The organism is Streptomyces sp. GS7 (assembly GCF_009834125.1).
Taxonomy (GTDB): domain Bacteria; phylum Actinomycetota; class Actinomycetes; order Streptomycetales; family Streptomycetaceae; genus Streptomyces.
This window is the reverse complement of the sequence record NZ_CP047146.1, coordinates 4,918,035-4,936,822: the sequence shown is the minus strand read 5'-3', so window position 1 is coordinate 4,936,822 and position 18,788 is coordinate 4,918,035. Positions and strand designations below refer to the sequence as shown.

The 18,788-nt window shown below is 69.9% G+C and carries 14 protein-coding genes; 10 read left to right on the top strand and 4 right to left on the bottom strand.

The annotated features are described in order from the left end of the window. Position 1: 1 nt before the first annotated feature. Positions 2 to 610 carry a TetR/AcrR family transcriptional regulator gene (locus tag GR130_RS21825; protein ID WP_159506260.1) on the top strand — a complete coding sequence of 203 codons (609 nt, stop codon included), beginning with the start codon at positions 2 to 4 and terminating at the stop codon, positions 608 to 610. Positions 611 to 890: 280 nt separating this feature from the next. Here GR130_RS21825 and GR130_RS21820 read toward each other — a convergent pair whose 3' ends face one another. Continuing rightward, positions 891 to 1,322, bottom strand: coding sequence for a nuclear transport factor 2 family protein (locus GR130_RS21820; RefSeq protein WP_159506259.1), 432 nt, complete (start codon positions 1,320 to 1,322; stop codon positions 891 to 893). Positions 1,323 to 1,444: 122 nt separating this feature from the next. Here GR130_RS21820 and GR130_RS21815 point away from each other — a divergent pair, with 122 nt between their 5' ends. The 7 genes from GR130_RS21815 (at position 1,445) to GR130_RS21780 (ending at position 10,637) form a co-directional block, all read left to right on the top strand. Next, positions 1,445 to 2,014 carry a PadR family transcriptional regulator gene (locus GR130_RS21815; RefSeq protein WP_159506258.1) on the top strand — a complete coding sequence of 190 codons (570 nt, stop codon included), beginning with the start codon at positions 1,445 to 1,447 and terminating at the stop codon, positions 2,012 to 2,014. After that, on the top strand, positions 2,001 to 2,822 hold the full coding sequence (locus GR130_RS21810) for an SGNH/GDSL hydrolase family protein (protein WP_159506257.1): 822 nt from the start codon (positions 2,001 to 2,003) through the stop codon (positions 2,820 to 2,822). Before GR130_RS21815 ends, GR130_RS21810 begins: the two co-directional genes overlap by 14 nt. A 430-nt stretch (positions 2,823 to 3,252) precedes the next feature. After that, the gene (locus GR130_RS21805; protein ID WP_236573334.1) at positions 3,253 to 4,638 is read left to right on the top strand and encodes a (2,3-dihydroxybenzoyl)adenylate synthase; all 1,386 of its coding nucleotides are present in this window, start codon (positions 3,253 to 3,255) and stop codon (positions 4,636 to 4,638) included. An 815-nt stretch (positions 4,639 to 5,453) separates the two neighbouring features. Beyond that, a complete protein-coding gene (locus tag GR130_RS39960; protein ID WP_201305279.1) occupies positions 5,454 to 5,594 on the top strand; it encodes a hypothetical protein in 141 nt (46 codons plus the stop codon). A 263-nt stretch (positions 5,595 to 5,857) separates the two neighbouring features. Next, positions 5,858 to 6,427 carry a cysteine hydrolase family protein gene (locus tag GR130_RS21790; RefSeq protein ID WP_159506256.1) on the top strand — a complete coding sequence of 190 codons (570 nt, stop codon included), beginning with the start codon at positions 5,858 to 5,860 and terminating at the stop codon, positions 6,425 to 6,427. A gap of 224 nt (positions 6,428 to 6,651) precedes the next feature. After that, positions 6,652 to 7,575, top strand: a complete 924-nt coding sequence (locus GR130_RS21785) for an LLM class F420-dependent oxidoreductase (protein ID WP_159506255.1) — start codon at positions 6,652 to 6,654, stop codon at positions 7,573 to 7,575. Between the two features lie 386 nt (positions 7,576 to 7,961). Beyond that, positions 7,962 to 10,637: a glycosyl hydrolase gene (locus GR130_RS21780; RefSeq protein ID WP_159506254.1), complete on the top strand. Its 2,676-nt coding sequence runs from the start codon at positions 7,962 to 7,964 to the stop codon at positions 10,635 to 10,637. A 76-nt stretch (positions 10,638 to 10,713) separates the two neighbouring features. Here the strand turns inward: GR130_RS21780 and GR130_RS21775 are convergent, their stop codons facing one another. After that, positions 10,714 to 10,860 carry a hypothetical protein gene (locus tag GR130_RS21775; protein WP_159506253.1) on the bottom strand — a complete coding sequence of 49 codons (147 nt, stop codon included), beginning with the start codon at positions 10,858 to 10,860 and terminating at the stop codon, positions 10,714 to 10,716. Between the two features lie 834 nt (positions 10,861 to 11,694). After that, positions 11,695 to 13,029 (bottom strand): alpha/beta fold hydrolase, encoded by a 1,335-nt coding sequence (locus GR130_RS21770; protein ID WP_159506252.1) that lies wholly within the window; start codon positions 13,027 to 13,029, stop codon positions 11,695 to 11,697. Between the two features lie 67 nt (positions 13,030 to 13,096). Here GR130_RS21770 and GR130_RS21765 point away from each other — a divergent pair, with 67 nt between their 5' ends. Then, the gene (locus tag GR130_RS21765; RefSeq protein ID WP_159510126.1) at positions 13,097 to 13,729 is read left to right on the top strand and encodes a TetR/AcrR family transcriptional regulator; all 633 of its coding nucleotides are present in this window, start codon (positions 13,097 to 13,099) and stop codon (positions 13,727 to 13,729) included. Positions 13,730 to 14,257: 528 nt separating this feature from the next. Here GR130_RS21765 and helR read toward each other — a convergent pair. After that, a complete protein-coding gene (helR, locus tag GR130_RS21760) occupies positions 14,258 to 16,408 on the bottom strand; it encodes an RNA polymerase recycling motor ATPase HelR (protein ID WP_159506251.1) in 2,151 nt (716 codons plus the stop codon). Positions 16,409 to 17,966: 1,558 nt separating this feature from the next. On the opposite strand from helR, the gene GR130_RS21755 reads away from it, so the two are divergent. Then, positions 17,967 to 18,536: a hypothetical protein gene (locus tag GR130_RS21755; protein WP_159506250.1), complete on the top strand. Its 570-nt coding sequence runs from the start codon at positions 17,967 to 17,969 to the stop codon at positions 18,534 to 18,536. Positions 18,537 to 18,788 lie beyond the last annotated feature (252 nt).

Here is an 18,788-nt window from a genome sequence, read left to right as displayed (position 1 = left end):
CATGGTAGGTATTCGTGAGCGCAAGCGAGCGGAGACGCGACAGCGGATCTCCGACTGTGCGACCCGACTGTTCGAGCGGCGAGGGTTCGAGTCGGTGACGCTCGCCGACGTCGCTGCCGCCGCTGACGTGTCGGTCAAGACGGTCGTCAACTACTTCGGCGCGAAGGAGGAGTTGTTCTTCGATGCCGAGCCGGCTGTTCTGGAGCAGCTGGTGGCAACGGTCGCCGATCGCGGGACCACCTCCGCGACCACTGCGATCCGCCCCCTGGTGGTGAGCGGCCCCATCCTCGCCGGCCCGTGCTCATGGGGAGCGGTCGACGAAACGATATGGGCCGCCATGCGCACCTTCGCACAGTGCGAACGGGACTCACCGACACTGACCGCCCGACGGGCTTCCCTCCTCCAGTCGTGGCTCACACCGCTGGCGGAGGCGAGCGGATCGACGGCGTGGGCCGCGGCGGCGACGGGTGTGCTCATCCTGCGGCACTCGGTCGTCCAGGACGGGCTCCTCGCGGGACGCTCGCCGGTCGGTGTCCGGCGGCGACTCAACGCCACGGTGGGCGCAGCGCTCGATGCCCTCGAACGAGGTTTCGCCGAGGGTCGGTCCTGATCGGGCGGCAGGCATCGGCCGGCGGCACCGGTACTCGGCCCAGCGGGGGGTGACGAACCCCGGGCGTGAGGAGAGACGCCACGCGTGCCCTACCGCAATGCCCGGTCGTCCGTGGCTGGTTGCCTGGAGGGGTGAGGCAGCGGCGCGAGACGTACGACGGTATCGACACCGGGAGCTGCCGGTGCCCTCCGAGATTTCCGTTGTGCCGTGCCCCGGTTGTGCCCGCCATCGTGGCCGCAACGACGACCGCTCTCCGGCGGGCGAACCAGGGGCACCCTCGTCACTGATCGGCGGGTGCCGGGACCAGACCGTCATCGATCAGCCCGGCGAGAACCGCCTCGCCCAGGGCTTGGACGGCGGACTGCGGCCGGACCATGACGGTGAATTCCTTGATCCGGCCGTCGCCGTCGAAGTGCAGCAGGTCGATGCCGTGGATCTGCTTGCCGCCCACGGTGGTGCGGAAGAGCAGGGCCGCCGACGGGGAAGCGGTGCCGTCGGCGCTCGTCTCGGCGGTGCCGGCGAACCGGCCGATGTAGCGGAAGTTCTCGAAGGTCCGGAGCAGGACCCCGAAGAGGCCCAGCACCATCGGCTTGCCCTCGAAGGGCTGGAACTTCACGGGGCTGTAGAGGCGGATGTCGTCGGTGAACAGGTCCTCCATCGCTGCGAGGTCGCGGCGGTCGACGGCGGCGCGGAAGCGTTCTGCTGCGTCCATGACTTCCCCTCATGTTCACGAATAAGATTAATCAGATCCATGAGTATCATGGCAAGCGGAACCCTGGACAGGGCCAAGCAGGGCGAACAACACGAAGAAGACGAAGAAGCGGAGGCGATCCGATGGCCTTGCGCCATGCCGTGCTGGCGGCGCTGCTCGACGAGGAGCTGAGTGGATACCAGCTGACCAAGGCGTTCGACCTCGGGGTGGCCAACTTCTGGCACGCACAGCCGCAGCAGTTGTACGCCGAGCTGACCCGGCTGGAGAAGGACGGGCTGGTCACGGGCCGGGAAGTCGTCCAGGACAACCGGCCCAACAAGCGCCTGTTCCAGGTCACCGACGCCGGCCTGGCCGAATTGGAGCGCTTCACCGCCACGGCCGGCAAGCCCTCCTTCATCCGCGACGACCTGCTGGTCAAGGTCCAGGCCGCCGACCACGTCGACATCGGGGACCTGACGGAGCGGCTCACCGAGCGCGCCGCCTTCGCCCAGGCCAGGATCGACCTGTTCGGCAAGCTGCTGCACACCATGCGCGGCGACCGTACCGAAGCGGAGTTCCTACGCCACAGCGAGCGCATCGGCCCCTACCTGACCTGCCTTCGTGGGCTCGCCTTCGAGCAGGGCAACCGTGACTGGTGCGAGCGCACCATCACGGTCCTGCAGGAAAGGCAGGCGGCCCGTGCCCGGTTCTGATCCGCGATACGCGCGCTACGTCGCCCTCGGCGACAGCCAGACCGAGGGACTCGGCGACGGCGACGACACAGCGGGGCTGCGCGGCTGGGCCGACCGGCTCGCCGAACACCTCGCACCGCACAACCCCGGTCTGCAGTACGCCAACCTGGCCGTACGAGGACGCCTGGCCCGCCACGTCCACACCGAGCAACTTGCCCCTGCCCTCGCACTGCGGCCCGACCTGGCCACTGTGGTCGCCGGGGTCAACGACCTGCTGCGGCCGCGGTTCGACGCCGACGAGGTCGCCGGCCACCTGGAGGCGATGTTCGCCGCACTCACCGCCCAAGGCGCTCGCGTCGCCACTCTCACCTTCCCCGACATCGCACGCATCACCCCGCTCGCCCGGCCGCTCAGTCGCCGCGTCACCACCCTCAACGACCGCATCCGCCAGGCAGCCCGACGCCACGGGGTCGCCGTCGCCGAGACCAGCCACCACCCCGTGGTCACCGACCCCCGCCTGTGGAGCCCGGACCGCCTCCACGCCAGCCCACTCGGCCACCAGCGGATCGCCGCCGCCGTCGCCCACGCCCTCGCACTGCCCGGCAGCGACGACACCTGGACACACCCCCTGCCCCCTCTCGCAACGCCCGCACCCACCGGATGGAACGCCGCCGCCGCCGAACTGCGCTGGGTCGCCGCCTTCCTCGGACCCTGGCTGGGCAGACGCCTGCGTGGCCGCTCAAGCGGCGACGGCCACACCGCAAAACGCCCACAGCTCCTCGCCGTACAGACTCCTCCCGGCCCAGGCCGCAATGAGGAGCGAAGCTGAACAGGCCCGGAGACCGCACGAGCAGGCGGTGGGGACGGCCAAGGCTCTGGCCGGCACCGGCGGATCCGCGCCCCCGGCCGGCATCGCCGGCATCGTGGGTCGGGGTCGGGCCCCAGGTCTGATCGATGAGCCGTGAGCGGTGCTCGAACCCCGACCATTCCTCCTGGCCAGCGGCGCTCATTGGACTTTCTGCTGAGGGAGTTCCGGGTCCATGGTCGGGAAAGCGCATTGCGTAGAGGGGTGTTGAGAGATTGGGTGGTCAAGGTCAAGAGGGAAGGGATCGCCCCCGGCGTTGAGGAGGGGTAGATGGGGGCGATGGGGGTGACGGAGGCCGGGCCCGCGGCCGTCGAGATCACCGCTACCGCGCGCCGTCACGGCGACACACGACCCGCACGGCTTCCGGTTCGGAAACCGGCGTAGGAGAAGGCGAATGTCATCCATGCTCGACGGCTGCACTCCCTGGCCCGAGGAGTTCGTCGACCGCTACTGGGCGGCCGGGCACTGGCGTGGCAATACGCTGGACAACCTGCTGCGGGGCTGGGCGCTGCAATACGGAGCGCGGACCGCCCTCGTACACGGAGGCACCCGCATCACGTACGCGAACCTGAACCGGCGCGTGGACCGCATGGCCGCCGGATTCCGGCTGCGCGGCCTCCGGCCCGGGCAACGGGTCGTCGTCCAGCTACCCAACGTTCCCGAGTTCGTCATCACCGTCTTCGCGCTGATGCGCGTCGGCGCGCTCCCCGTGTTCTGCCCGGTCTCGCACCGCACGCCCGAGGTGTCCCCCATCGTGCGGGTCACCGAGGCGACCGGCTACGTCGGTCCCTCGACGTACCAGGGCTTCGACCACACGGCGATGGCCGCGGACATCGCGGCGCAAGGGCCCTTTCTGCGACGGGTGTTCACCCATGAGCTGCCGGGCACCGCGTCCCCGTACGGCGGCCTTTCGGCCGACCGGTCGGGCTGCCACTACTTCCCCCTGGGCTCCATCGATGCCCCGCCCGCGCCGTCGCCTGCGCAGAGCGCCGACCAGGTGGCGTTCTTCCTTCTCTCCGGTGACACCACCGCGCCCAGGATCATTCCGCGCACCCACGACGACTACGCCTACCAGGCGCGGGCCGCCGCCGAGCTGGTGTCGCTCACCGAGAACGACGTGTATCTCGCCGCGCTGCCCGCCGAGTCCAACTTCGCCTTCGGCTGCCCCGGCATCGTCGGCACCCTCTCCGTCGGCGGCACCGTCGTCCTGGTCGAGAACCCGGATCCCGCCGAATGTCTTCCGGTCATCGGACGAGAGCGGGTCACCATCACATCGGTGGTGCCCGCCGCCGCCCGGCTCTGGCTCGACCTACTTCCCACGGCCCAGGCCGACTTGAGCAGTCTGCGTCTCGTGCAGATCGTTGGCGCGCCCTCGCACCGGGCGACCGCCGAACGGACAGGCCCCGCATGGGGCTGTTGTCTGCAGCAGGTCTTCGGCAGGGCTGAGGGGCTGCTCACCCTCACCGGGCCCGCTGATCCGGACGAGACCGTGCTCACCACGCAGGGCCGCCCGCTCTCGCCCGACGACGAGATCCGCATCGTCGATGTCGAGGGGAAGGACGTGCCCGACGGGGAGCCCGGGGAACTCCTCGCCCGCGGTCCGTATACCCTGCGGGGCTACTATCGGGCGCCCGACCACAACGCACGCTCCTTCACCACCGACGGCTACTTCCGTACCGGTGACCTCGCGCGGCGCACCCCGGACGGCAACCTGGTGGTGACCGGCCGTCTCAAGGACGCCCCGCGGCGGGCCGACCACGAAGATCCATCCAGCGTGTGATGGGCCGGGCCGGCCGCCGGCCTTCACGACCACCGCCGGGTACGTCGATGACTGAACCGGGTTCGTTCGAGCAGGTCATGGCCTGGACTGTGCGGGCCCGGTCGGCGGTCGTACGGGGACTGACGGCTCGGGCGTGCCCGACGGGTCCGCTGCTTGGCCGCTCTTCTTCCCCTGCGCTCGTTGGCCTGCTGCCTGGGCGACTGTTCGCGATCGAGCTTGACCTTTTCGGCGGCCCCAAGCGAGTGATAGTGGCGATCCACCCGTGTCTCCACGGCCGGACAGTCGTAGTCAGTTCCCAACGTTTCCTAAGTGAAGGGAAGTTCATGCGAGGCATCGCTACGGTCGCCCTCAGTGCCGCCGCACTCCTCGCTCTCGGCGCCCCCGCCGCCAACGCCGAAGGCGACCCGGCCAAGATTGAACCAGGTAAGAGTCTGACCAATGCGGTCGGCACACTGTTCGACCCAGGTACTCCCGGAGGCAAGGTGGACCAGGCCGTGGGATCGACCGCGAGTGGGTTGGGGGATGGGCTCAAGGGCCTGCTCAGCTCAAGCTGACGACTGTTCGACGGGTTATCGGCGGAGCCACAGCCGGATTGCCATGACGGTGACCGCTCCGTGAAAGACATCTGCCCTCTTGCCGTATCGGGTCGCTGTGGCCCGGATGCTTCCGAGAGCGTTGACGGCCCGTTCGACTTCGTTCCTGCGGGCGTTGCGCGCCCGGTCGAAGTCGGCGGGACGTCTGCCCCGGCCGACGTGCGGTGGGTGGTTGGCCCGCTGGTCCCGGCAGGGCGTGTCCGACGGGTCGTCTCTGTCAAAATGAGCCGCCGTGAGACCGCCTATCCCCAGCGCTCCCGCCACCCCATGGACGACGATCTGCTCAACCGCCTCTTCGCCCGCTACCACCGGCGCGAACTCGTCCGTCGACACCGCGCCGCCGCTGCCCCCAACCCGGTGTGACCGACCGCCCCCCCAGGCACGTAGCCTTTCGCTCCTGGTGCGGGGCAACTCAGCACCCCTGCAGGCAAGGGCGGCTGCCGCGCCACAACGGGTGGTCGGCGTCGTACGGTGACCGTGGAGTCCTTGCGGGGATCACGCCCGTGGCCGCGGTTTTCTCGGGCCGGCGGGGAACAGTCGTGGTCCTGCCGGACGTTCGTACACCGTGGAGCGGGGCACGCCGAACGGTTCGGCGACGTTCCCCGGAGAAGACAAGGACAGCGACCATGGCAAACAGCGCCCTCCTCGTGATGGACGTCCAACGGGACATCGTGGATATCGTGGACGACGGCTCGGGATATCCGGTGCGCCTGCGCAGGGCGATCGACGGTGCCCGGGCGGCCGGCATCCCCGTGATCTACGTGGTCATCGGGTTACGTCCGGTCAGTGCCGACGTCAGTACGCGTAACAGGGTGCTGTCCGCAGCGGTGCGGGAGGGCCGGTACGTCGAGGGGGACCCCGGTACGGAGATCCACCAGGACGTCGCACCCGAGGAGGGGGAGGTGGTGGTCACCAAGAGGCGGGCAAGCGCCTTCTCGGGCAGCGATCTCGACCTGGTGCTCAGGGCCCGTGGCATCGACAGTCTTGTTCTCGCCGGCATCGCCACCAGCGGTGTGGTGCTGTACACCCTGTGCCAGGCCAACGACATGGACTTCGGCCTCACCGTCCTGGCGGACGGCTGCCTGGACACCGACCCCGGGGTGCACCGGACCCTCACGGAAAAGCTGTTCCCGCAGTGGGCGGATGTGGTGACCATCGAGGACTGGCTGACAGCCATTGCACCACAGCAGGGGTGACGTGACGGAACACCCGCGCCCCTGAGTCCGCGGTCCGATCTCGTGACCCGGGGGCCTCGTGCGGTCGAAGCCGGCCCACCGTAACGCCCCCGAGGCCAAGGTGTGGCTGGGTGAACATCCGCTTCTTCAGGAGCAGTTCACCCAGCCCGACTCGTCATCCTGAACTCCCCGATCCGCTGCGAAAAAACCGGAATACCCGGCAGGCTCCGCCGGTTTGCAGGGGCATGGTGACAGGAGTAGCGCTCAACGCGATCGATGCCGACAACCAGATCGACGCCACCGTGCGGCTCGCGCACGAGGCCGCGGCCGCCGGACTGCGGTCGGCCTGGTTCGGGCAGACCTTCGGTGTGGACTCACCCCAGCTCGCGGCGGTCGTCGGGCGGGAAGTGCCCGGCCTGCACGTGGGTACGTCCGCCATTCCCGTCTTCGGCCGCCACCCGCTGGTGGTCTCCAGCCAGGCCCTGACGGCCCAGGCGGCCACGCACGGCCGCTACCACCTCGGACTGGCGCTCGGTACCAAGCTCCTGACCGAGGGGGGCTTCGGTGTCCCCTTCGAGCGGCCCATCGCGCGGCTGCGCGAATTCCTCACCGCGCTGCGGCAGTTGACCGAGACCGGTACCGCCGACTTCCACGGCGAACTGCTCACCGCGAGGACGCCGATCCCCGCCCGGGTGCCGGGCGCCGAGGCGGGCGTGCCGTTGCTCGTCGCCGCGATGGGGCCCCAGGCGCTACGCGTCAGCGGTGAGCTGGCGGATGGGATCCTGCCCTATCTGGCCGGGCCGCGCGCCCTGAGCGAGCACATCGTTCCGGCCGTCACGGCGGCCGCATCGGCAGCCGGCCGGCCCGCGCCCCGGATCGTCGCGCTGGTGCAGGGCGTGGTGACCGACGATGTGGACTCTGTGCGGGAGAAGGCCGTCGAGCAGCTCGCGTTCTACGAGCGGATCCCGTCCTATGCGCGGGTCATCGAACTCTCCGGCGGCCGACGGGCGGCCGATGTGGCGGTGATCGGCGACGAGAAGACGGTCGCCGCCGAGGTGCGGCGCTATCGGGACGCCGGGGCGACGGAGGTGGTGTTCTCCGGGACGGAGATCGCCGGAGACGCCGACCGGCGCCGTACTTGGGCACTGCTCGGGGGACTCGCCGGTTGAGCGCCGGTGGGTGGCGGGACCTGACGGCCGCGGGCTTTCCGGCACGTGCGTGAGTGATGCGTGAGGGGACGGGGGGAAGATAAGGAGCCGCAAGCGGCACCGGCGCCCCACCGGCACCGCAGCCCTACCGGCGCCGCCGTCCGCTCGCCAGCCGCTGTGCCGGACTCGCTCGGGTTGCCGGCGGCCGGTCCCGCCGACTCCGCGGGCACCGTGGGCAACATCAACTAGCAGTTGTCAACGGGAAGTTAGGGGAGTTTCGAGCCGAGCGGGCCGCAAACGTAAACTCCGCACCATTTTTCCTGCGGCCCCCTTCGCAGCGCTGTCGCGGGCACGCCAAGATCTCCTCCGCGTCGAGCCCCCCATACTCGGCGCAGGGAGGAGAGGGCATGGTGCCCCAACGGCATCGTCGGCGGTTCATCACCTGCGCCGCCGTAGCCGCCGCGTTCGGACTGGCGACCACCCAGTCGTTCGCGGCGTCAGGTGAGTCCAGACCCCGGCCCTGGAACGCGCGCCACCAGGCCGACATCGGTCGGCAGCACATCAAGGCGGCGCACGCCGGTCGGGGAAAGTCCGCTGCCGCCACCCCGGGCGGCTCGGAGGGCGACTCCGACGAGGCGGAGAACTCCGCCGAAGCCACTGCCCAGTTCACCGAGGCACGCACGGCCCCCGGTGTGGTCGCGCCGGGTGCCTACGGAGCCGCTTGGCAGCAGCTCCAGTCGATGCGCCACACGCCAGGCGACTGGGATCACGTCACCAAGAAGGCGTACAACGCCGACGACCCCCGCTACCGCGACGTGAACTCCAACTCCAGCGGCGGCTTCGGGAAGGTGACCGGTCGGATCACCGGGATCGCAGCCGACGACCAGGGGTATGTGTATGCGGGCGGCGCCAACGGCGGCGTCTTCCGGTCGAAGACCGGCGGCGGACGCTGGGAGCCGATCGCCGACAAACTCCCCTCGCTGTCCACGGGGACCCTGGCCCTGGACGGCAAGAAGCGCCTCTGGTACGCCACCGGCGAGTCGAACACGGGGGCAACCGCCTTCGTAGGTACCGGCGTCTACGTTCTGGGCGATCCGCGGCACGGGCAGTTCCGGCCCGGCAACCGGGTGGGCGGCGCCGAGCTGGAGAGCACCGTCATCCACGCGTTGCGGTTCGTGGGCGGCACGGTCTGGGCGGCGACCAGCCGCGGCGTGTGGTCGCACTCGACCACCACCCTGTCCGGTCCGTGGAAGCTGGAGTTCGCCCCCAACCCGGACTATCTGCCGGACGGTTCGAAGGCGTCCGACCCGAGCGCCCCGTACAAGAACATCGCCAATGACATCGCCGTCGACCCGAAGGACCCGTCCAAGGTCCTGCTCGCCGTCGGCTGGCGCGGCGGAGACACCTACAACGGGCTGTACGCCAAGCAGGACGGCGGCTGGAAGCCGGTCAGCGGGCTCGGCGACCTGCCGACCGGCAGTGCCGACGTCGGCAACATGACGTTCGCCGCCGCTGCCGACGGCTCGCGGCTGTACGCCATCGACCAGTCGCCGGCGCAGACCACCGCCAACCCGGACAGCGGCCTCAAGGGCGTGTACGTGTCGAAGAACGGCTCGCCGTTCGGGCCGTGGACGCAGGTCGCCGACTACACCAAGCTCAAGGCATCCGGGTCCGCGCTCCAGAGCGCGGGCTACCAGCCCGGCATCCAGTCCTGGTACAACCAGTTCCTCCAGGTCGACCCCGCCAATGCCGACCACGTGTACCTGGGCCTGGAAGAGGTCTTCGAGACCAAGAACGGCGGTACGAGCTGGACCACACCCGGCCCGTACTGGAACTTCCCCTTCCCCTGCTGGAGCATCGACCCGGCCAAGCAGACCGGCGACTGCTCGCAGACCACCCACTCCGATCAGCACGCGGTCGCGATCGGCAGCTACCACGGCAAGACCTGGGCGTACGTCGGCAACGACGGCGGCATCTACCGCCGTCCGCTCAACGGTGCGGTCGACTCGGGCGGCCACGCGAAGGACTGGCAGTCCCTCAACGACGGCACCCTCGACACCCTCCAGTACTACTCGGTGGGCGTCGGCAAGGACCTCGCCCACGGCGGCGTCTCCGTGACCGGCGGCCTCCAGGACAACGGCCAGTCGATCCTGCGCGGCCGGGACAAGGTCATGGGTTCCAACTTCGGCGGCGACGGCGCCGACACCATCGCCGACCCCGCCAACGGCTGCAACATCGCGGCGGAGTACGTCTACCTCGACATGTGGGTCACCCAGAACTGCGGTGTCAACGACGGCTCGTGGAACACGGACCCGACCAAGGCCACCGAGTACGAGGTCGCCCCGCCGGACAAGGACCTGGGCGGTGCCGGCGCCCGCTTCATCGCCCCGATCACCGCCGACACCAAGGACGGCAACACCTGGGTGGCCGGTGGCCGGCATGTATGGGTGCAGAACAAGGGCTTCGCGATCCGGTCCCGGACGGAGTGGAAGAACGCCTACGACCTCGGCGACGGCCACGTGGCCACCGCCGTGACGTCCTCGGGCGGCACCGTGTACGCCGGCTGGTGCGGCCCCTGCGACAGCAAGGGCTTCAGCCGGGGCATCGCGGTCGGCAACGCCGACGGCACCGGCTGGCACCAGCTCACCCTCCCGGTCGACGGCACCCTCCCCAACCGCTACCTCTCCGGCTTCGAGGTCGACCCGGCCAACGCCCGGCATGTGTATGTGGCCGTCAACGGCTTCTCCCGCAAGTGGACCGAAGGACCCGGCGCAGGCGTCGGCCACGTCTTCGAGTCGAAGAACGGCGGCACCGACTGGACGGACATCTCGGCGAACCTGCCCGACGTACCCGCCAACACGGTGAAGCTGCTCCCGAACGGCGGCCTCGCCCTCGGCACCGACCTGGCCACCTTCTACCGGCCCGCCGGTGCCACCCGGTGGCAGGTGGCAGGGCACGACCTCCCCACCGCGGCCGTGATGCAACTGCGACTCGGCCCGGACGGCAAGCTGTACGCCGCCACCCACGGTCGCGGCATATGGTCCCTCGACGTACGGCGCCTCGTGGCCACCCGTAACGACTGACCACGACGGATCACCGTCACCCGGCGGCCGGTGCGCACCCCACCTGCGGGACGCGCACCGGCCGTGCGCGTCCCGATCACTGCACCGGATACCCCGCCACGTTCAGCCGGAGGGCGAAGACAGGAGTGTCGTCCGGACCCCAGGTCACCGTCACCAGGCCGGTGCGCGCGGCCCGCACGGTGACCTGGGTGGCGCCGTTCCGGCCGGTGGCGGTCGAAGTCACCACGGCCAGCATGGGATTGCTGCTGTGCGGCCGCGGCCAGGCGCTCCCCGAGCGAGGCCCCAGAACCACGGTGACCGTCGCGCCGGCGCGCACACAGAGGTCCCGGACGGAGGCGTCCCCAGGGCCGTGGGTGACGGTGGCGGAGCCGCCGGCGACACAGTCCGGTGACGCGGAGGCCGTCCCGGGGGACGCCGAGGTTCCCGCCGGGGGAGACGGCGCCGGCGTCGCGGTGAGCGGATCGACGGAACGGCGCGACGGTGCGGAGCGCGTCCCCGAGCCGCTGCCGCCGCCTCCGCAGGCGGTCAGGACGCAGGAAACGGCAACCAGCGCAGCCCCGAACCAAGGCCAGGCCATCCCATGCGACGCACTGCGTCTCCCGTATTCCGCCGCCACTGCTCCTCCCTTCCACCACCGCACGCCACTGTGACGCGCTGACCTACGGTCCGGTTCCTGGCCGTTCCCCTTCGGATGGCGTGAGATGCGTTCCGGCGGATGCCGGAATGCCGGTGGATGCCGGACTGGCGCCGAGGTCCTGCCGCGAGCAGATGGTCGCGGCCTCGGTCGGGCCGAATTCACTGAACTGTGCAGCTATGCCATTGCTTCGCTGTCGCCGTGCCGTCCCTGGTGGCGAGCACGGCGCCGGCGGTGATGGCCGGGCCGTCGAGGCAGAGGAACGCCCAGGGCACTGCCGAACCGCCGTGCCTGCATCATCGGGCCGAAGGCCGGCCCGAACAAGGGGCGTCTCTTCTGGGGAGCACTCGGTGGCTGTACTGGAGGTGGGACCCATGCAGCTTCCATCGTTGACGCGCAGCTGCCGGGGACGGGCTGGGGGCGTCACTTGTGGTCGCGTAGGAAGGCGGGGATCTCGTCGCGGGTGGGGTAGTTCGGCAGGGGGGCCGGCTTGCCTTGAAGGAACGAGGTGATGACGGCGGCGGCTCGGTCGTTGTTGTCATCCAGACCGTTCCACATGTGATGCCCGACTTCCGGCATGTACTGCGTGCGTTGGACAGCGGGGTCGTTGGCAAGGATGGTGGTCTCCCATTGGCGAACCTGGGAAGAGCACTCGGCGATCATCAGCATGGCGGGCGTCTTGGAGCGCCTCAGTTGCGGGGCGCTGGAGGGTGAGTCCTTCACCGTCTGCTGGATGTGGAGGCTGGGAGCGGAGCTGAAGGAGAAGTTCTGTGCCGTGTCTTCGGTCGGGATGCGGTGCGCGTCGCGCGCGCAGTAGGCGGACGCGGTGTCGCTGCCGAGGTCTGCGGCGGTGAATGCGTTGTCGCCTTCAGCCTGTCCGATCAGTCCGGTGTCAGGGGTGAGGAGCCCGAGTCGCATGAGTCCGAATGCCACGGCGTACCGGGGGAGTTGCGTTGATCGTGGTCCGGTCATGCCCGGCGCGAGACCGCGTGCGGATGGGCGTCCCTGGTGCCCGGTGATCCTCGACGTGGAGCCGTCCATCGGGCCGGGCTCAGCGATGATCGCCCGGTGCAGATGTGCGGCGACGGAGGGGGCGGCCAGGGCACGTGTGACCACGACCGCGCCTGACGAGAAGCCGAGGACGTCGACCTTGCCCCTGTCCAGACGGCGGGTGAAGGCGTCGAGGTCACGGACTGATCTGGAGATCGTGTACTGGTCCATGGAGAGCAGGTCGCTGCGGCCGCCGCCGGCCTGTTCGTAGGCGTAGACGTCGTAGCCCTGGCGCGCCAGGAGTTGCAGGAACCGGTGGTCGAGTACCGATATGCCGCGGACTGGTCCACCGTTGAGGTACACGAGCGGGATGGGGTGTCGAGTTCTGGGTGCTGCGGGCGGGTAGTGGTACACCGCGACCTGGCTGCCTGTGGCCAGTTTCCAGTGCTGTGTGGCCACGAACGGCAGGGCGGGCGGGTACCGCCGGGTCGTGGGCACGGTAGGGATGCAGACCGACGCCGTCAGTGCCGCCGCGACAACCACCGGTAGGAACGGCACGAGTCGCGCCGCCCGGGTACGGCCGCGGCCCCGCCACAGTGCGGCGGCAGAAGCGAGTCCAAGGGTCGTGAGCCATGCGGCGAGTCCCGAGCCGGCCCCGTCCGTGAGGACGATCAGTACGAGAAAGACAACAACCAGCGTTGTGACGGCAGTCAGCGCCAGTAGTAAGCGTCCGGCGAAGCGGACAAGGCGCAGGGCGAATGTGGGCAAGATGGACCCCCGGAGTTTCGGAACGCCGTTTCAAAACGACGTTATCAGAGGAGGTAGGCTTCTCGTCGTGGGTAGGCCCAGGACGAACGACGAGACGGTCAAAGAGCGGCTTGTGGAGTGCGCGACCGAGCTGCTCGCCACGGGTCCGCGGGAGTCGGTCACAGTCCGCGCCGTGGCGGCTGCCGCCGGCGCGTCGACGACGGCGGTGTACTCCCTGTTCGGCGGTAAGGACGGGTTGATCGGGGCGGTGCGCGACCGAGCCGTCGCCAGCCTGTTCCAGGACCTGTCGGCGGTGCCGACTTCTCAGGACCCCCTCGCCGACATGTACGCACTGGCCGTCGCGTACCGGCGATGGGGATGCGGACACAGGCACCTGTACATGGTGCTGTTCGGAGGGGTGCAGTCCTTCGAGCCGTCGGGGGCGGTCGGCGCCCGTGACCCCATCCGGCCGCTCATCGCGGCGATCGACCGGGGTGTGGAAGGGTCCGTCCTCGCCGGCGAAGTGACGTCGATCGCCCTCTCGCTCTGGGTGACCCTGCACGGGCTCGTGACGCTCGAACTGGCTGGGGGCTTCGACGCCCACACGGCCGAGGCGGCATTCCGATCGACGATTCACGCCATGCTGCGCGGCTGGGCGACCCCCGCGGTGTTCCGCAGTCTTCGGCAGGCCGAACTCGGCTCACCGGGTCAGCGCTTGTAAGAGCCTCCGGCAATTGGTGTCGCCCGGCGTCGCACATCGACGCCGGCAGGCGGTGGACGGTGGTCTTGGGCAGGCCGGTGCCGCCCGGCCCGTGGCCGCATGTTCCCCATGGCCGGCCCGCTCGACACACGCTCCCGCGCGCGCGATGCGCGCCGATGCGTCGTCGCCGGTGATGACGCGGGACCGGGGTTGTCCGTGGGTGCGTGGTCCGCTGATGCCGCCGGTGTTCTGTTGGGTGGTTTGCCGTTCCACGCACTGGCGGCAGGGGCAGGACGGCTTCACGCGCCGTTCCCAGGCACCCTGCCCGGCCCGGGTAGGCCGCCGCATGGTGTCAATGGGCGGGTGTTCTGGGCGAGTTGGCGGCACAGAGGGGTGTCGCACCCGGGTCCGCGGGGGTGATGTCCGAGATGATCGGCCGTGGGACCCGGGAGCGCTACGAGGAACCGGTCAAGCCGGGGCGCCACGAGGAGCGGCGGCCCGGTGGCGGATCGGGGACGTGGCCCACAACGGGTCGACGTCAGGAGCCCGTCAGGAGCTCGTCAGGATGACGAGTTGCCGGGTCGCCCGGGTCATCGCGACATAGCGATCGACCGCTCCTTCGATGCCCTTGCCGAACTCCTCCGGGTCGACGACAACGACCAGGTCGAACTCCAGCCCCTTCGAAAGTTCCGGGGTCAGCGACCGCACACGGGACGTCGCCTGGAACGTGGGATCGCCGATGACGCAGGCGATCCCATCGGCATGCGCGGCGAGCCAGGCGCCGAGGATCGACTCCCGATCCGCAACGGATCCGTAGGTGACGGGTACACCGCCGCTGCGGATGGACGTCGGCACGTTGGCGTCGGGGAGCTCGGCCCGGATGAACGGCTCGGCCTCCGCCATGACCTCTTCCGGCGTACGGTAGTTGACGCTCAGGGAGGCCACCTCGATCCGGTCGAGCCCGATCCGCTTCAGCCGTTCCTGCCACGACTCCGTGAACCCGCGCCTGGCCTGGGCGCGGTCCCCGACGATGGTGAAGCTTCGGGACGGACAGCGCAGCAGCAGCATCTGCCACTCCGCGTCGGTCAGTTCCTGCGCCTCGTCCACGACGATGTGCGCGAACGGGCCGGCGAGCCGGTCCGGGTCGGCGCCGGGCACGGCGGTCCGGTCGATCAGCCTGTCCCGCAGATCCTGTCCGCGCAGCATCGTCACTGCGCCTTCACCGTCGTCATCGGCCGCCAGCACGTTGTCGATGACGTCGGCCATGCGGGCGCGTTCGGCGGCGACGGCGGCCTCCTGCCGGCGCTTGCGACGTGCCGCCTCCGGGTCGCCGAGCCGCTGCCGCGCCGCGTCCAGGAGCGGCAGGTCGGACACCGTCCATGCCTGGGGCGCCTCCTTGCGCTGCAGCCTGCGCACCTCATCGCGGCTGAGCCAGGGAGCGCACAGCCGCAGATACGCGGGGACCGACCACAGGTCTCCGACGAGGTCGGTCGCTTCGAGCAGGGGCCATGCGCGGTTGAGGGCGGTGACCAGCTCCTCGTCGTGCCGCAGCGAGCTGTGGAACACGTCGGGCGAGACATCGCCGTCGAGCTTGTCCAGCAGGATCGTGACCAGTTCCTCCCAGATCTGCTCGCGCGCCTCGTTGTGCTCAGTGCTGGGATCCGGCGCGTCGAACGCCTCGGCCCAGTCGTCCGCGCTCAGCCAGATGTCGGCCCAGTCGGTCGTGACCGTCATCCCCTCGGCCGGCGGCTCCTCGTAGAACCTGACGGCCGCCTCGATTGCCTTGACCATGTCCGCGGACGACTTCAGCAGGGCGACGTCCGGGTCGGCCTCGACCGCCGCTCCGGCCCCTTCGGCGACGAGGTCCCGTACGGTGCAGGTCTGCACGCCCTCCTCCCCGAGACTGGGCAGGACGTCCTCGACATAGGCCAGGTAGGGCTGGTGCGGACCGACGAACAGCACGCCGCCGTGACGGTGGCCGAGGCGAGGGTCGGAGTAGAGGAGGTGGGCGGTCCGATGCAGAGCGACCACGGTCTTGCCCGTACCCGGACCGCCGTCGACGACGAGAGCGCCCCGGGATCCCGCCCGGATGATGGCGTCCTGGTCGGCCTGGATGGTGGCCAGCACGTCGCGCATCCGGGACGACCGGGTGCTGCCCAGACTGGCGATGAACGCGGACTGGTCATCCAGTGCGGAATGCCCGTCCAGTCCGTCGGCGGTGAACACCTCGTCCCAGTAGTCGCTGATCCGGCCGCTCGTCCAGCGGTACCTGCGGCGGCTCGCCAGACCCATCGGGTTGGCGTGGGTCGCCGCGAAGAACGATGCGGCCGCGGGGGAGCGCCAGTCGACCAGCAGCCGACGTCCCGTGCTGTCGGTGAGGCCGAGCCGTCCGATGTACACGGGCTCGGGGTCGTCCGCGCCGACGACGCGCCCGAGGCACAGATCCCATCCGAAGCGACGCAGGGCGCGCAGGCGCCCGGTCAGTCGCTGGACCTCCGCGTCCCGGTCCATCGCCTGGCGGCCGATGCCGCCGGGCGCCCTCAGCTCGGCGTCGAGGCGGTCGGACAGTTCGGCGATCGACTGCTCAAGGCTCTCCGCGATGGCCGCGAAGTGCAGCTCGTCGCCGGCTATCAGTGTCGGGTCGGCCTTGGGGGAGAGGCGGTCGGGAAGGTCGAACACGCTGGTGCTCAGGGGATTCACGTCACCAGCTCCGATCCGAGGTCGCGCCCGCGAGGTCCAACGGCGCATCTGCGCGCACCTCGGCGCCGAGCGCCCGCGATCGCGGATGGAGTCCCAACGCCGGCTCGCCACCGCCACACGACCCACAGGCCGAGAACAACACATGCACTTGGAAAAGCCCCCATTACCGAAGGTTCTGGCTGAGGTCAGCGATTGTGCGGTATGACCGGGGCCTTGCCGCAAGGCCCCCAGTCCGCTATATGTTGAGAGTGGCAAGGAGTAGTGGGTACTGCCCTCTGCCGTGATCGTCCGCTCTGGACAGACAAGCCCTTCACGAGGCGCAACGCGCCGCACCCGGCGATTCACGCGCGCGGCGCCGCACCCGGTGATGCACGACGACCGGCAGCCCTCAGCCTGGCACGCCGGCACAGCATCCGGCCTGCCGGTCCGGCGCACTCCGTGCGAGGTTCCCGTTCCACCAAGTGAAGGAACGGGGATGCCCTGGCGCGACGGTGCCGCGCGGTCGGATCGGTGTGCCGTCCCGACCGGTCCGGCCGACCACCGCGTGCCCCTCGGCCGCCGTGCCCCAGTCATGTGGAAGCCCACGGCATCCAGTGGACGCCGCCGATCCCGGCGTCAACCTGCATAAGCGACAGGACTGTTGACCGTCTGCAGCAGCCCGGGGGACGTCATGCGACACCACCTCAACGGTCCCCACCCCGCCCTGTGTTGTGCATCACATCGACCTCATGTCACGGACGGGCGGTCAGCTTCCATCCGGTGGTCGTCAGCAGCGAGTGAGGGAGGGCGGAACGATGAGCGCACGGCAGGGCACCGGAACGGAGACCACGCACCGCGTAGTGATTCTGGTCCAGGCACGGCCCGCTCTGCCTCCCACCCCTGATGGGGCAGGCGCCAAGACGGACGAAGAGGCCACGGTGGCCCGGACTGCACCAGGGAAGACGCCGAGCGCCATCACCGTGGACAGCTCCCCGACCGTGCTCCACCTCTCCGCGGAGCGGGCGGGGTCCGGCCCCCTGGCTACGGAGCGAGCAGCCGGGAAAGGCCACGCCTCCGCTGGGAAGGACGGCCTACGGATCGTCGCGGCGAGCACCAAGCCGTACGGCGCCCCCGTCCCTCAGCAGCGAAGCGGATGGATGCGGGTACGCGAGATGGCGGAGCGCGGCGCGGCACAGTGGCGATCAGGCGCTGGCTCAACGCATTCCCCCCGGATCACGAGCTGCGCCGTCCGGAGCTGGCTCACCTGGGCAAGCACGAGTGTGAGGTCCTGTGTTCGTGGGCTCCGCCGGCTGTGATGGCGGGCGCAGGAGCGACGCCATGTGTGGCGCGCACGCCGGCCCCTGGGGTCAGGGCTGTTGGAGCGGAGTGTCTGCACCTGTCGCGGCCAGTCGATGCCCGTCCTGCCCAGGGCGCAGGGCGGCTCCCGACAGCTGCTCGTTCGCAACGGCCGTGAATCCGGCGCGTCATCGATTACCTCCGGAATATTTCGTATTAGCCTCCTATGACTGTACGAAGTCGCTATATCACGGATTGCATCCGTTCGACCACCGGAGAAAAAATGCGCAAGCTTCAGAAGGCCGCAGTCGTGGCCGCCGTCCTCGGCAGCTTCGGCTTCGTGGGCGCCGGCACCGCGTACGCCCATGGCGAGAAGGAAGGCGGGAGGGGCGGCACCGACTTCGAGGTCAGGCAGGGCAGCCAGTGCCGGTCGCACGACACGAACGTCGACGTCCTCGGCGAGGTCGGGATCCTCAACGGCGTGCTGGGTAACGCGCTCGGCGGCGAGGGCTCCCCCGGTGCGCAGAGCACCAGGATGGGCTCGTCCATGGGCTGCGACAACAGCGTCGACTTCATGGGTGACAAGGGGGGCGGCGAAGGCAGGAGCGGAGGTTCGGAGGGCAGGGAAGGCAGGGGAGACAAGAGGGGCGACGAAGGCAAGGCCGGAGGCTCGGAGGGCCGGGAAGGCAAGGGGGACGAGGGCGACAAGGGAGACAGGGGAGACAAGGGGGGCGATGAAGGTAAGAGCGGGGGCTCGGAGGGCAGGGAAGGCAAGGGAGGCAAGGAAGCCGGGGAAGCCAAGGAAGGCGGGGAAGGCCCGGTACGTGCGGTGGGTGGGGGCGCCGGGGAATAACACCGGGCCCGGCGTCCGCGCCACAGGCCGGTCCCGGACCCTTTCGGCCTCTGAAGGGCCAGACCGCGGGGCACTGCTCGACCCGCAGTCGGAAGAAAAGGCCGCCGGCCGGGCTTCTCGGGGAAGCCCGGCCGGCGGCCGGAGTTCGGCCCCGGCCGGACTCCCCTCGGGAAGTCCGCTGTCTCGGTGCTACGACGAGCCCTGCTGTCGCGCTGGCGGCATGTACGCATGGTGCGGAGCCATCGAGCCATG